The sequence below is a fragment of the Secundilactobacillus sp. MJ173 genome, from assembly GCF_059704265.1.
Map to the genome: position 1 here is coordinate 1 of NZ_BAAKGN010000045.1, position 14,336 is coordinate 14,336.

Annotated in this window: 14 protein-coding genes; 1 reads left to right on the plus strand and 13 read right to left on the minus strand. The window is 42.8% G+C overall.

Annotated features, from left to right (window positions below; all coding sequences use genetic code 11):
- The coding region (locus tag AC6H04_RS07230; protein WP_497571067.1) for a transposase at window positions 1-528 on the plus strand (528 nt) is incomplete at its 5' end.
- Window positions 529-765: 237 nt separating this feature from the next.
- On the opposite strand, the gene AC6H04_RS07235 is transcribed toward AC6H04_RS07230, so the two are convergent.
- The 13 genes from AC6H04_RS07235 to murQ all read right to left on the minus strand — a co-directional run bounded on the left by AC6H04_RS07235 (window position 766) and on the right by murQ (window position 14,166).
- Window positions 766-975 (minus strand): hypothetical protein, encoded by a 210-nt coding sequence (locus AC6H04_RS07235; protein WP_497571068.1) that lies wholly within the window; start codon window positions 973-975, stop codon window positions 766-768.
- Between the two features lie 198 nt (window positions 976-1,173).
- On the minus strand, window positions 1,174-2,178 hold the full coding sequence (locus AC6H04_RS07240; protein ID WP_497571069.1) for a C40 family peptidase: 1,005 nt from the start codon (window positions 2,176-2,178) through the stop codon (window positions 1,174-1,176).
- Window positions 2,179-2,462: 284 nt separating this feature from the next.
- Window positions 2,463-3,485, minus strand: coding sequence for a DUF1002 domain-containing protein (locus AC6H04_RS07245; RefSeq protein ID WP_497571070.1), 1,023 nt, complete (start codon window positions 3,483-3,485; stop codon window positions 2,463-2,465).
- A gap of 86 nt (window positions 3,486-3,571) precedes the next feature.
- Entirely contained in the window at window positions 3,572-4,312 is a 741-nt protein-coding gene (locus AC6H04_RS07250) for a serine hydrolase (protein ID WP_497571071.1), read from the minus strand.
- Window positions 4,309-5,199 (minus strand): C40 family peptidase, encoded by an 891-nt coding sequence (locus AC6H04_RS07255; RefSeq protein WP_497571072.1) that lies wholly within the window; start codon window positions 5,197-5,199, stop codon window positions 4,309-4,311. Before AC6H04_RS07255 ends, AC6H04_RS07250 begins: the two co-directional genes overlap by 4 nt.
- Window positions 5,200-5,212: 13 nt before the next feature.
- Window positions 5,213-6,298, minus strand: a complete 1,086-nt coding sequence (locus AC6H04_RS07260) for a mandelate racemase/muconate lactonizing enzyme family protein (protein WP_497571073.1) — start codon at window positions 6,296-6,298, stop codon at window positions 5,213-5,215.
- 51 nt (window positions 6,299-6,349) lie between these two features.
- On the minus strand, window positions 6,350-7,039 hold the full coding sequence (locus AC6H04_RS07265) for a Crp/Fnr family transcriptional regulator (protein ID WP_497571074.1): 690 nt from the start codon (window positions 7,037-7,039) through the stop codon (window positions 6,350-6,352).
- 311 nt (window positions 7,040-7,350) lie between these two features.
- Window positions 7,351-8,316 carry a carbamate kinase gene (arcC, locus tag AC6H04_RS07270; RefSeq protein ID WP_497571075.1) on the minus strand — a complete coding sequence of 322 codons (966 nt, stop codon included), beginning with the start codon at window positions 8,314-8,316 and terminating at the stop codon, window positions 7,351-7,353.
- 105 nt (window positions 8,317-8,421) lie between these two features.
- Window positions 8,422-9,450 carry an ornithine carbamoyltransferase gene (argF, locus tag AC6H04_RS07275; protein WP_497571076.1) on the minus strand — a complete coding sequence of 343 codons (1,029 nt, stop codon included), beginning with the start codon at window positions 9,448-9,450 and terminating at the stop codon, window positions 8,422-8,424.
- Window positions 9,451-9,472: 22 nt separating this feature from the next.
- Window positions 9,473-10,708, minus strand: a complete 1,236-nt coding sequence (gene arcA, locus AC6H04_RS07280) for an arginine deiminase (RefSeq protein ID WP_497571077.1) — start codon at window positions 10,706-10,708, stop codon at window positions 9,473-9,475.
- Between the two features lie 298 nt (window positions 10,709-11,006).
- Window positions 11,007-12,026, minus strand: a complete 1,020-nt coding sequence (gene rbsR / locus AC6H04_RS07285) for a ribose utilization transcriptional repressor RbsR (protein ID WP_497571078.1) — start codon at window positions 12,024-12,026, stop codon at window positions 11,007-11,009.
- A 120-nt stretch (window positions 12,027-12,146) separates the two neighbouring features.
- Window positions 12,147-13,142 carry an aldo/keto reductase gene (locus tag AC6H04_RS07290; RefSeq protein ID WP_497571079.1) on the minus strand — a complete coding sequence of 332 codons (996 nt, stop codon included), beginning with the start codon at window positions 13,140-13,142 and terminating at the stop codon, window positions 12,147-12,149.
- Window positions 13,143-13,260: 118 nt separating this feature from the next.
- Window positions 13,261-14,166, minus strand: a complete 906-nt coding sequence (gene murQ / locus AC6H04_RS07295) for an N-acetylmuramic acid 6-phosphate etherase (RefSeq protein WP_497571080.1) — start codon at window positions 14,164-14,166, stop codon at window positions 13,261-13,263.
- Window positions 14,167-14,336 lie beyond the last annotated feature (170 nt).

Below are 14,336 nucleotides of genomic sequence, written 5' to 3' on the forward strand. Positions count from 1 at the left end.
GATCGATTTCACATTATTCAGCTAGCTGGACGAGCTCTTGATCAAGCTCGTATTCAAGCTTTTCAGACCATCTCTGATCACTGTTCACGTCTCTATCGCATATTGAAAACTTATTGGCGTTTATTCCATCAAAATCAGGCCACCATCAACGACGTTAAATCTGTCTATTTACGTGGTGTTAACGAATATATGACGCAACAGAACGCCATTGATTTGATTTTGTCGGCTTTTCCACGTTTCGCGGCTGTTTATGCCACTTATCAAACGATTCTAACTGCGATTAAACAGCGTAGCGTAAATCAATTAGCGGCCTTAATTGACCATTATCAACGTAATCGAACCAGTATGGATACAGTCATGAACACCTTCAGAAAAAACCGCCAAGCTATCTTGAATGCCTGCCGTTATCGTAATTCCAATGGCCCCTTAGAGGGTATGAATCGCAAAATTAAGACGTTAAAACGTAACTGTTACGGCTTCCGTAATCTCAATAATTTCTTTAACCGCATTTCACTAATCCAGAAATAGTAAAAAGCACAGCCACAAAGATTGTGACTGTGCCTATGAGGCATCACCAATACGATTTGACGATGACCCAAATAAAGCCTATTCCGAAAAGTTCGGAATAGGCTTTATTTATGTTACCTTCTGAAATCTACCGAGTTTTGTCACGGCTTAGCTTATTTTGAATCTATTCAATCTTTAATAGATACTGCTAAAATCTATTACTCTCTTGTTCCGCCTTATTTTCTAAAAGGTAAACAACTAATCTTCCGAAGCAGCCATTGCTTCTAAAATCATATTCAAATAGTCACACTTTGCTGAAAGTTCTTGCATCTGCTGGCCATATTTTGGTTCGATGGTAATCGTCTCGTGATGACACGGTTCAACCTGTCGAGCTTCAGTCGCCTTTAATTCAGTTAGTTGTTCGTTTGCTTTCTGATATTCAGTGAGGATCTCCGAACGATTACTCATCAGTTTCACGCCTTCTTAATTACAAAATAATTTTGAGCTATTTTCAAACAAGAAAGACTATAACACCAAACTTCAACTTTGTGAACCACCTTTTACAACAAAAATTTCAAAAAGCGCTTTCTTAGTAAAAGTGAAAAAACGCGACGTTTAAACCTCAAACATCGCGTCTTTAAGATATTAAGATAGCATATATAGAATTTAGCCGTTCACTGTACCAGCAAAACTTGGCTTGAAATACGAACTGATTGACTGAATCTGAACGTTTTCACCAGGTTCTGGCGCAGCAACAAACTGATTATTGCCAATATAAATGGCTACATGGTACGTAGCACCCTTTGACCCCCAAAATAAGAGGTCACCAGGAACCGCGTGACTAACAGAATGGGCAGAAACGTGGGCTTCTTGTGCAACGGTATTATGTGGCAAAGAAACGCCAACTGTATGGGCATAAACGTAACTTGTAAACCCTGAACAGTCCATTCCTTTGAGCGAAGAACCACCCCAAACGTATGGAATCTTTTCTGAAGCTAACTTAACCGCATAACTCGTGACAGACGTTACTGGCGCACCAGAAGCATCAGCTTTAACCGTCTTCTTGGCTTTAGTCGTCGTAGCGGTTGCTTGTTTCTGAACTGTTGTTGCGGTTGCTGCCTTGGTGCTTGAGCTTGCCACCTTTTTAACAGTGGTCGTTGCCTTTACCTTGGCTGCAGTACCCTTAATTTTTAAAGTTTGACCAGTATAAATTGTGTCCCCAGTTAAATGATTCAAAGACCGTAGCCGATTAACAGTTATCCCATATTTTGCACTGATCTTGTTCAGCGTGTCCCCCGACTTAACTTTGTATGTAGAGGCTGTGGCTGTTGTCTTGACTGATGAAGTAGCAGCATTTGCTTTTGTAGTGACTTGTGTATTTGATTTCAGCGTCTTAACTGTTGTCTGTTTAGCAGACGTCGTATTTGCTTTAGCAGATGAATTCCCTAAAACAATTTTTTGACCTGCGAAAATCATGTCCTTATTTAAGTGATTAGTTTTCTCAATTGAACTAACTGATACGCCATACTTGTTAGCTAGTTTCCAAACTGTATCCCCAGGTTTAACCGTCACAGTTTTAGCACTGGCTTGAAGTGGCCCGGCAAACATAAAACCCGCAACTCCAATAACACCTGCCGTGATGACCTTGGTTGTCGTGTGTTGTTTTCCCAAATCAGATCACTCCTCCTCATTAACCTTTTGTCCTCGTGAATGCGCTTTACAGAAATTACATGTTCATATTAACACACTTTCTAAATAATCCGCAAAAAAGTTTAAGATTTTCTTGCGATAAGCAATTATTGACCTAATCTTCTTCACTAACAATGCCCGATTTAACACTGTTTATATGGCCTTGTAACATACAAAAAAACTAGTTGCTATTTTCATGAAGAATAGCGACTAGTTAGTATTTTTATGATTATTCAATTACTTTTTACTTAATAAACAAGCGAGCTTTAGAACAAATTACTAAAGAAATCAACAATTGACTGCCAAATTCTACTCAAAGTTCCCATTATTCCGCTGGTATCTGCATTACTAGCAAAATCCTTTAGTTGCGCCATCTTGTTACCTACCGAATTACTGATGCTATTTGCAACTTGTTTTGCGTTGTCAACATAACTCGAAGTCCCTGAAACGGGTGCTTTTTGAACGTTACCCAATGCAACAACAATGTTATTGATCACCGTAGTTGACGTTTGTGACTGAATGCCTTGCTTTGCTAGCGCATCATCCAGCATTTGTTTGATCTCATCCTTAGTCGCATATTGATTATCCTTCTGACGCTGTTTAGCCAGGTCTGAAGAAACGCTCCCCACAGCTGCCATTAACTTCCCAGGATACTTTTTATCATCCTTATTTTGATTAATTGCTGGCTGAGTGGCATCCATAATGCCGTTAGCAGCCTGCGTGTTTTGTTGATTCAACGTCAAGCCATCCGCTGCTAGTGCTTTATAAACACCGGTTAAAGCCGATTCTCCGGATACCGTTTTATCGGCCGTCACCGTAATAATGACATCTTTAACACCAGCCATAGTAGCCACCATCGCATATTGCTGTGAAGTTACTTGGGTGATATTGTTCTGACCATTGTAATCCGCAATATTCACCTTAACTCCGGTCCCAGGATCAGCTGGAGCCAGCGATACTGAACTGATCATACTAGCATCACTAGTACCAGCAGAATTAATGTACGTGCCATAATCCGAACCGGTGACCGTGAGACTTTGATAATTAGACTGAACATTTAATGCTTTTGAAATGGCGTCTTTATCTTCAGAGGCTAACCCTGAACCATAAACAACGTATGGCTTTGATAATGCCTTCGTTTGAACTGCCTGTCCAGAAGACCCGTTAGTCGATTCTGAACTTGACGTGACGTCGTTAGCATTATCTGCCAACGCATGCACTGGCATACCTGCACCCAATAACAGTAATAGCGCACCGCTAATTAAACTGATACGAACTGCTTTCTTCATAATGAAATCCTCATTTCATATAGGTTACTGTAAGTGTATCACGACAAATAAAAGGGCTAAACACTTGGTTAGCCCTTTTAATGAATTCATAATGAGTGGTAAACTAGCTGACCAATCTTTGCCATCAAGGTGATTGCTGCAATCCGATCCGTAAATCCCTGCGTTAAGACAGCAACATCAATGTAGTGGCCATTTTTTGCAAAACGTGCTACATCATGATCGATATTGGGACCCTCGCCCGTTTTATTGTAGATAGCAACATCCTCCGCGGTTTCGTCCATCGTCAAAGGTAACTTACCGCGAAACTGCTGGTTTAAAAACCAACTGTGGGTTTGAGGATAATGTTGCATCAACTCCCTAAAGATTTTTAGGCTGTCAGACGCTGAGATCAGGTTTTCACGACCGTTTTTTTTCGCCTCTGTATCCATCAGCCGTCGTTGCAGACTAGTTTCTTCGTAATGATTAGCATCCAGCCATTGATTGATGGCAGTCATGGATAAATGATCAATCATCACGTTTGCAGCATAATTATCAGAATCCGAAATCATCAATCCTAAGAGATCACGAATCGGTAACTCTGACGGTGTCAACTGCTGCAGTACGCCCGCGCCACCTACTTTTGGCGTTCTAGAAACGTTAATGGTTTGATTTAAATCCTCATTTTGGGCAAGTTGAGTTGCTAAAATGCCCAGTTTAATCAATGAAGCCGCAGGTAATTGTCGATGCTCCTGATGCCCGAAAATTAAGGAACCTGTATTATACATACATATTGAAACTTGATTTTTGTAAGGTGCAATCAGCTCTTTAAGCGCTACTTCTAAGTTCATTGCCAGTACCTTCTTGCTGCAACAAATTCTGGTGCATATCGCATCTCAGTCAACTTGGCAATATCCACCTGCTTACCGGGTGTCCGTGACTGAATCATCTGGCCGTCACCGATATACATACCAACGTGGTGCACGAATCCTTTACCGTGTTCGTAAGCAAAAAACAGTAAATCACCAGGCTGCAGATTTTCCGGCTCAACTGCTTGCCCATTATTACGCTGATCATCGGCATCTCTTGGAATCGCAATTCCCAATACGCGGTGCAGTGTGTACATGAACCCCGAACAATCAAATCCGTACGGTGAAATACCCGCCCAAAGATAGCGTAACCCTAAAAATTGACGGGCCATGTTGACCATCTTTTCGCCAGCAGTCTTGCCCTGGGCATTCACAACAATACTATCAGCTGCAACGTAACCTTCTCCGAGAGGCGTTGCTACACGTAATAAATCCCCCTCAGTTCTTAGCTGGGTTAATTCGGTCCCCATGACGATCTCGAACACTGGTTTTTGTTGTTCATCATACAGTGTTGTGAATGGCACGGCGACACAAAGATGGGCGCTTGCTTCTGGGTACGCTACCGACGAGGGTGACAGTAGTTTGCTTGGTAGCCAGCCAATATAGCCTCTTTCATCAGCATCATCCGCCTGAGTTGTCAGGTAAACTTTGGCCCATTCACCCTCAATACTGTCCACGATCACTTCGTCATTAAAAACGGCCTGCGTTTCTAGTCGTTTAGAATCACACAAGTCAACGGTCTGTTCAGTTGTCAGTCCAGCTACCCACTGCTTGGTTTCACCTTCAAGCGCTAACTGGTCAATATCTCGTGGCGCTTTTGGACTGGTCCACAGCGTTGCCACGGGCACAATAACACGTCTTTTTTCCATCCGCTCACCCCACTTACTTTGTTTGAAACTCAATCCCTAACCCTGCATCGTTAGGAATCGTAATGACTGCACCATCATGAGTGATTCCCCCGGTTGTAGGTTGGGTCTTAAACATCATTGCAGCGTCTAAATCGTAAAACTGAATGTTAGCTTTTGCCGCTGCCATTGCCGCTGCTGCTGTAACAGAAACTTGCGATTCAATCATACTGCCAACCATGCAAGGAACCCCAAACGCTTCTGCAATTGAATTAATCTTCAAGGCGTTATCAATTCCGCCCGCCTTCATTAACTTGAGATTAATAATATCACAACCGTCCATTTTTAGTAGTCTTAACGCATCCTTAACGGAAAAGATACTCTCATCGGCCATGATCGGTGTATCTGTATGTGCGGTAACGTACGCCATACCTTCGAAATCGTCTGCCGGTACCGGCTGCTCTACAAGTTCGATGTCGAGCCCTTCCTGAGCCATTTGATTAATCATTTTAGCCGCCTGTTTTTTATGCCAGCCCTGATTAGCGTCCAATCGAATTTTAACGTCGGTGCCTACCGCTTGTCGAATGGCACGAACTTGTTTCAAATCCTCAAATGGTGATTGGCTGCCAACCTTAACCTTTAAGGTATCAAAACCTTCAGCGATTAATTGTTTGGCATGACTGACCATTTCTTCAGCAGTACCCACACTAACTGTGTAATCCGTTGAAATCGTCTGACGATAGCCACCCAGTAACTCTGATAACGACACGCCGTAATGTTTGGCCAACAAATCATTAACCGCAATGTTCACCGCAGCTTTAGGGCTGTGGTTGCCTACTAGTGCCGTATCAATGATTTGTTTAACCCGTTCAGGCTGATTTAACGGTGCCCCAATCAATTTCGGTGCAATCACCTGTTCCACCGCAAATTTAATACTTGCAGAAGTATCGCCAGTAATGGGCGCAGTTGGAGCAGCTTCCCCAAAACCAGTAAAACCATCAGAATCCGTCAGCCGGACGATTAAACTGCTGGCAGTTGTTACCGTTCGTAAAGCCGTTTTAAAGGGTGATTTCAGTGGTACAGCAATCGGAAATGTTTCAATTTTTTGAATGGTTAATGACATAGCAAAGTCTCCCAATTTTTTAAATTAATAATCGTGTTGTTGACGCCATAGTTAATTGATATTTAAATTCTCCGGGTCAAACCGAAACCGTTTTTTATTATAAGTTAGCTTTCCAGCCACTTCTAACTTGGTCACAACCTGTCCAGCAGTTTCACGGGTCGTCCCACTCAACCGCGCTAATTCAATTAAGGTGATTGGATAAGGAATTAACACATCCCCTTCTGGCGTTTGCTCACCCATGTCAGTACCAAAAATACGCAGTACCTGAACCACTCTACTGGTAGCACTGGATGTGACTAATTTTTGCAGTCGATTCTCCATTTGATTGAGTAACTGACTCATTTGGCTAATCACCTGTCTGGTTACCAAAGGATTCAGAGCAATGATCGCTTCAAAGGTTGACATGGGTACCGATGCGATGGTGATTGGCGTTAGCGCCGTAGCCGTATACGGGTAGTCTTCATCGGTATATAATCCCCGATACGGAAATCCCTTGATCGCCTTGACGTAGTTAATGAAAGAAAAATTACCCGTTTCATCCTGCCGCTCTAGTCGGACAACACCTTTAATCACAAAATAAAAACGTTGTCGCAAATCACCGTGATCAAACAGTACCTGCCCCTTCGGAAAAGTTTTGACCATTAAATCATGAGTCAATTTCGTAAATTCTTCTGAAGTAAAGTCACGAAAATCAGGTAGTTGACGTAAATAGTGGCGATACGTATCTTCCGATTGCAACATGAAACAGGCCCCTTTCTTATCTGGCTATTATTATACGCCAAATGATTTGAAAATTAAGTTTGATTTTTAACGGTAAAACAAGGTGTGAACTAACTTGGTAGATTACAGAATATAACACCCCAAAACGTCATTCCGAGATACTTCTTGTCGGGATGGCGTTTTGGGGTGTTATATGGCCAGAATCTGAGTTGTAGAACTAGTTAAGACTACATTCAAGTAGCAAGTTAGAATGTGTTTCAGTCAAGAAACTAGCTAAATACTTGCCGATGTAGCCTTATGACCCAACCTCTTGCTAGATCACTTACATTCCTCTAGACACTTGACTCCGCGTTGACGGTTGAAACAATCGTCCCTGAGCCATTTTCAATAAATTTGCCAAGATTACTCAGCGAAGTAATCACGGCTTGTCCCTCAGGCCGATGAGTCACGAATTCAATCGCTGCCTCAACTTTTGGCAACATACTGCCGGCTGCAAACTGCCCTTCAGCAATGTACTGTTGCAACTCGTCAACCGAAATCGTATTGAGCTGTTGCTGATCTGGCGTATTGAAGTTCACGTAAACGTGATCCACAGCGGTTAAGATAATCAGTTGATCAGCACCTACCCGCTCAGCCAGTTTCTCTGAAGCAAAATCTTTATCGATTACGGCTTCACAGCCAACTAGCTCATGCCCATGACGAACCACTGGGATTCCGCCACCACCGGCCGCTATTGGAATGATACCAGCGTTAACTAAGTGGTTCACTGCGCCCGCTTCAACCACGTCGATCGGTCGTGGTGAAGGAACTACTCGCCGATAGCCACGCCCGGCATCCTCCACAAAATGAAACTGGGGATTTGCAGACTGGATGGTGGTAATTTCTTCGTGATTATAAAACGGACCAATGGGTTTCGTCGGTGTTTCAAAAGCCGGGTCGTGTTCATCCACAACAACTTGGGTGACCACGGTTGCAACGTCCATCTCTAACCCAAGCGCCGTTAATTCCGCAGCCATTGCGTTTTGCAGCCAATAACCGATACTTCCCTGTGTCATGGCCACCGCCGTGTCTAATGGCATCTCTGGATTATCTGGCGTACTACCCGCTGCTTGCTGTAGCAAGATATTGCCCACCTGCGGACCATTACCATGAGAAATGATCAATGAGTCACCTTGCTGAATAAATTTAACGAGGTACCTAGCCGTTTCTCTTAGAGCGCGTTGTTGCGCTGCCGCACTAGCGTCATTTGCTAAAATCGCATTACCGCCCAGTGCCACCACAATTTTGCGTGCTGTCATGGAAAATCATCCTTTCTACCAAGTTGTCCGTGGAATAAACAAAAAGGGCGCTGCGTAAAACACTCAATTGTGTTTTGCTCAAGCCCCCTAAAAGCAATCTTTAACTTATACAGTTGGAATAAATAAGTTGCCTAACGTTGCGGCCATCATCGCTTTAATGGAATGCATCCGGTTTTCAGCTTCTTCAAACTGACGGGCATATTTACTACGGAAGACTTCATCCGTAATTTCCATTTCAGTTAAGCCATATTTTTCTTCAATTTCTTTACCATAATCGGTAGTTGTATCATGGAAGGCTGGCAGACAATGCATCACGATCAGTTGATCATCTGGTGTCCCCGTCTTCTTTAAGGCTGCCATATTCACTTGATATGGCTGTAACAGGTTGATCCGCTCTTGCCAGTTATTTTCACCCATGGATACCCAAACGTCGGTATAAACGATATTGGAACCCTTCATGCCTTCATCCAGGTCATCTGTGATCAATAACTTAGCTCCTGAATCCTTAGCAAAACCGTTAGCCAAATCTTGAATTTCCTGTGCTGGATACAACTCTTTTGGTGCTACGATGTGGATGTTAACACCAAGGATGGCACCGGTAACGAGTAAGGAGTTGGCAACATTATTCCGGCCATCACCCATAAATGTCAGCGTTAACCCCTTCAAATGACCAAAGTTCTCCTTCACCGTCATGAAGTCAGCCAGCATTTGAGTAGGATGCCATTCATCCGTCAAACCGTTCCAAATCGGTACGCCGCCGTATTCAGCTAAATCTTCAACAACTTTTTGACTGAAACCACGGAATTCGATCCCGTCAAACATACTGCCAAGCACCTTAGCCGTATCTTCAACCGATTCCTTCTTGCCTAATTGGATATCATTAGCACCTAAAAATTCTGGGTGAGCGCCAAGATCGATTGCTGCAGTAGTGAACGCGGAACGTGTCCGTGTTGAAGTTTTCTCAAACAGTAACGCCACGTTTTTACCTTCAAGGTAATGGTGAGGTATGCCTGCTTTCTTGAGGGCTTTTAAATGCAGTCCAAAGTCAATTAAATAATTTAATTCATCAGCACTAAAGTCTTTTTCGGCCAGCACTGACCGTCCTTGAAAAACGCTATTTTTAAAGTCTGTCATGATCATAGCTCCTTTTTTTAGGTTAGAGATCTTCTCGTACCAGCGGCATACTCATGCATCTTGGACCACCACGTCCCCTTGAAAGTTCACTGGAAAGAACTTCCAGAACCTTAAGTCCATGTTCACGCAGTACCTGATTTGATACGTAGTTTCTATTATAGGTGACTACAACGCCTGGTGCAATCGCTAACGTATTGGATCCATCATTCCACTGTTCACGATCCGCAATTAACGGATCACCACCACCAGTTGGAATTAAATCAATATCATCAAGACCAAGTACGTCCTTCAGCACTTGCTTTAAATCTAAATGGTGATCCACGTGCAGTTCACCATCTCGATCTTCAGTCACGATCCAGCTATCAATTTGACCACCCTCACCCAAAATACCTGGATGAACGGTAAACTGATCATGATTGATCATCGTAAAGACGGTGTCTAAATGCATCATGGCATGGTTATGAGGAATCCGAATCGCGAGTACTTTTTCAAAACCGCTTTTCTTCTCAAATAACCTGCGAGCAATATCTTCAATAGCGCCAGCTGAAGTTCGTTCTGACACACCGATTGCAAGCACCGTATCACTGAGGACTAATTCGTCGCCGCCTTCGATTCGGCCAGGTTGATCACGGTCCCGCCAAACGTGCAGCCCTTGATCAGCAAACCGCGGATGATGAGCGATAATCGTTTCCATAAAAAGCGATTCACGCTGCCTTGCTGGGAAAGTCATGTGGTTAATGCTAAGACCGTCACCAATTGATGCAGCTGGATCCCGAGTGAAATACAAGTTAGGCATCGGGTCCAAGAAGAAAGGATAGTCCCGTTCTTCTGCCGCACTCACTAAATCTTTCGGTACGAAGTCTAATTCGTTTTTCCGTACGCCGGCCATGATTTTAACAACCATTTCAGTTGTTGTCATGCTTAATAAATAGTCTTCTAATACGTGGTGGATCATTCCAGCCGCATAGCCGGACTCAGTTAACATTTTATCTAGAAAGTGCCGTTTTAATTCTGAGCCACCGGCATCTAAGGCTTCCACAACTAGTTTTTCGAGATACAGGACTTCAACACCGTTATCTCTTAATGTTTCTGCAAAATTATCATGTTCTTTTTGAGCAATGGGTAGGTAAGGAATGTCATCGAATAAGAGCCGTGGCATCATTTCGGGTGTGAAATTTTCAACTTCGGCACCCGGCCTTTTTAACATCACAACGTCAAGCTTGCCGATTTCCGATGTTACATGAATTGGTTTTGTCATGGTAGTTACCTCCTATCTCTTTTGGACACCTTAATCATATGATGAATCAGAAACCGTTTCACCGACTACTTCACAGTTGGAATGCCAAGGATTTCGCACTTTGAAACTGCCATGATTATTTAGACAAAAATATGCAGAAATTAAATGTATTTAAGCCAAGTTCGCTTAAATATACATTAATTTCTGCATATTATTAGAAAATTAAAATTAGATTAAATATTTTACGGTGTTTCTGCTTGCTTTAAATAAAAGGATATTCGCAGTTTAATCAATTTTAATTCATATTTGATTCACATTTTTATTGTATATCTGACTGAATCAGTTTCACGCTATCACGGACAATCAGTTCTAAAGGCAACTGCTTATCCTGATGAGCTAGCCGTGGGTTGTTAAGCCGTTCAATTAATAATTCAGTAGCAACCTGTCCCATTTCAAAAGCCGGCTGATGAATCGATGTTAACTTGGGGGTAATAAAATTAGCAAGGTCAATATCATCGTAACCCATGATTGACAGATCATCTGGAATCTTTAATCCCCGTTCTTGAACCCCGCGGTAAAGTCCGATCGCCATCTCGTCGTTAATCGAAAACACAGCCGTGGCATCTTTAGTGAGAACCTCTGCCGTAGCCTGATATCCGCCCAATTTGGTCATGGCAGATTGAACAACCATATCGTCTGCCAGCGTTAACCGATACTTCGCCATTCCTGCTCTAAAACCCGCAATTCGTTGCTGAATATTATGGGTAATGTTTTCACCAACAAGCAACGCAATTCGACGGTGACCCCTCGACAGCAAATAATTTGCAGCCATCTGTCCACCCTTATAGTCGTCCACCCAAACGCGATCGCCAATTTGGGCATCGTTTTGATCGAACAGTAAATAAGGAATCCCGTTTCGGGTCAAAATTCGATCAATATCGTTAGCATCCAAAGTTGCACTGGCGATGATCAACCCATTGGCTGCCCGTTTGATCAATTCTTCAATATACATACTCTGTAACTTCTGATTTTGATTTGCATCAAAAATAATGGGTACAAAATGATGAAATTGTGCTGTTTGTTGAATACCTTTGATAAACATACTAAAAAAGGGATTGGCCAAGTTGGGAACTAAGACCCCAATTGTTTGGGTAGAGCCCATAATTAAATTACGGGCATTATAGTCAGGAACATACCCCATTTTCTTTTGCAATTTAAGTACGCGATCTTTAGTATCGCTGCTAAACCGCTCACCCTTACCATTTAAAATCTGTGAAACAGTTGTTACTGATACACCTGCAGCTTCAGCTAAATCCCTGATTGTCACTTTTTGCGCCACGATTTCCTCCTCATTGCAACCTGGTTGGATTGAAGCATTCCTTCGCTTACTCAGATTGTCATGGTAACACTATGTACAAATTCCCCATTTCAAACTAGTTTGGAATGGGGAATGAGTCAACTAACCTTTAATAATCGCATCAATTTTGGCTAATTCATCAGCCGAGAAACGAATATTTTGCACGGCCTTTAAGTTATCTTCCAGATGAGAAACCTTTGATGCACCGGTTACGACGCTTACTACTACTGGATCTTTCAATAACCAGGCCAACGCCATCTGAGCCATGGTTTGATCCCGATTTTTGGCAATTTCGTTCAACTGATTTAGCTTTGCTGCTAATTTTGCCCGTCCCTGATCCATCACTTCTGTACTGCTCCAATGAATCTGGAACTCTTCAGGAATACCACCTAAATATCGATTAGTCAGTAATCCTTCTGCCAAAGGACCATACGCAACCATCCCCAGATTATTTGCCTTCAAAGTGTCCAAAACACCATCATCTTCAACTTCTCGATTAAGCATGTTGTACGACAACTGATTAACGACAAAGGGTGTGTGTAGTTCCTTAAAGGTTTTCATAATGGCTTTAGTTTGCGCATCGTTATAGTTTGAAATACCAACGTAAAGTGCCTTGCCAGACCGAACAATACTGTCTAACGCCTCTGCAGTTTCGGCTGGATCCGTATTTGGGTCAAACCGGTGGCTATAAAAAATATCAACGTAGTCCAAACCCATTCGCTTCAAACTGCCGTCAAGGGCATTAATCAGCGTCTTACGGGAGCTCATCTCACCGTATGGTCCTGGCCACATGTGAAAGCCAGCTTTCGTTGTAATGACCAGTTCATCTCGGTATGGTTTCAGATTAGCCTGATAGATCTGACCAAATAAGCGTTCTGCAGCCCCTGACCCGGGACCGTAGTTATAGGCTAAATCAAAACTAAAAATACCACTGTCAAATGCTTTTAAAATAATCTTTTCACTATCAGAATAATTGGCTTCATTCCCGAAACTGTGCCACATGCCAAATGACACGGCGGGTAGCTGTAAGCCCTTGTTTCCAGCACGACGAACGGGCATCCGGCCGTCGTAACGATTTTCATCCGCTGCATACACCATAATGATTCTCCTTCTCTCATGATTGGTACATATCAATTTTAAAAGGAGAAGTACCCTTGGTCAAGGGGAAAAGGATGTGAATCTAGGTACTCACAAAAGTATTTACGCTATCGGCCTCTTAGGCTTTCAAACTGAGTTTCACAGCATCACTCACATGACCACCGGCCTGTTTCAACAGCGCCTTCGCTTCAGCAATCGTTCCCTTTGTTTCAATCAGCAAAATAGCCAAAGGAACGTTGTTATCGGCACGGTCTAAGGCCCTTTCAGCAGCTAAAGTCGATGTTTGAGTAGCAGCCGCGATAATCCGTTTAGCCCGCCGATTCGTTTTTTCGTTAGTGGGTACCACATTGATCATGAGGTTTTGATAAACTTTTCCGGACCTGATCATGATTCCACTTGAAACCATGTTTAAAACCATTTTTTGAGACGTTCCGGCTTTCATGAGGGTCGCTCCAGTAATCACTTCCGGCCCTACGATTGGGCAAATTGCAACGTCGGCATTTTTCTCTAGGGGACTGTCAGTCACACAAGCTACCGCGATAGCTAACGCACCAACTTGTTTTGCATAATGTAACGCCGCTACCGTGTATGGCGTTGCCCCACTGGCCGCAATACCGATCACAATATCTTTTTTATTTAAGTTAACCTTTTGCAAGTCAATCTCAGCTGATTCAGCCGAATCTTCCACACCCTCTAGTGTGTGGAACATGGCTTCTGGCCCCCCTGCAATGATGCCAAAAGTTTGGGACTCCTCCAACCCATAAGTTGGTCTCAGTTCCGTGGCATCCAAAACACCTAATCGGCCAGATGTCCCGGCGCCGATATAGATTAATCTGCCACCCGCATCAAACCGTTTTGTTGCTAAATTAATTGCTTCCGAGATTTGCGGCAACTGCTTTTGAACTGACCGTGCTACACGCTGATCCTCACGATTAATCATCTCCACCATATCGTCAGTATCGACCTGATCAATATGCGTCGAATGGCGATTCCGTTGCTCAGTTAGTAAGTCTTCAAAGTTCATCTCAAATCCTCCATTTTCATAAACTACCCCTGACTTGTAAAGAGGTCATTTCTATTTGTTATCGCTTTCATCCCTTAATAACAGGTATATCATGTTTCAATGAAAATTTCAATTTAATTTAGAGATGAAGCTTAGATTTTCATTTTTTATTGAAAATATTTAACTTCTTG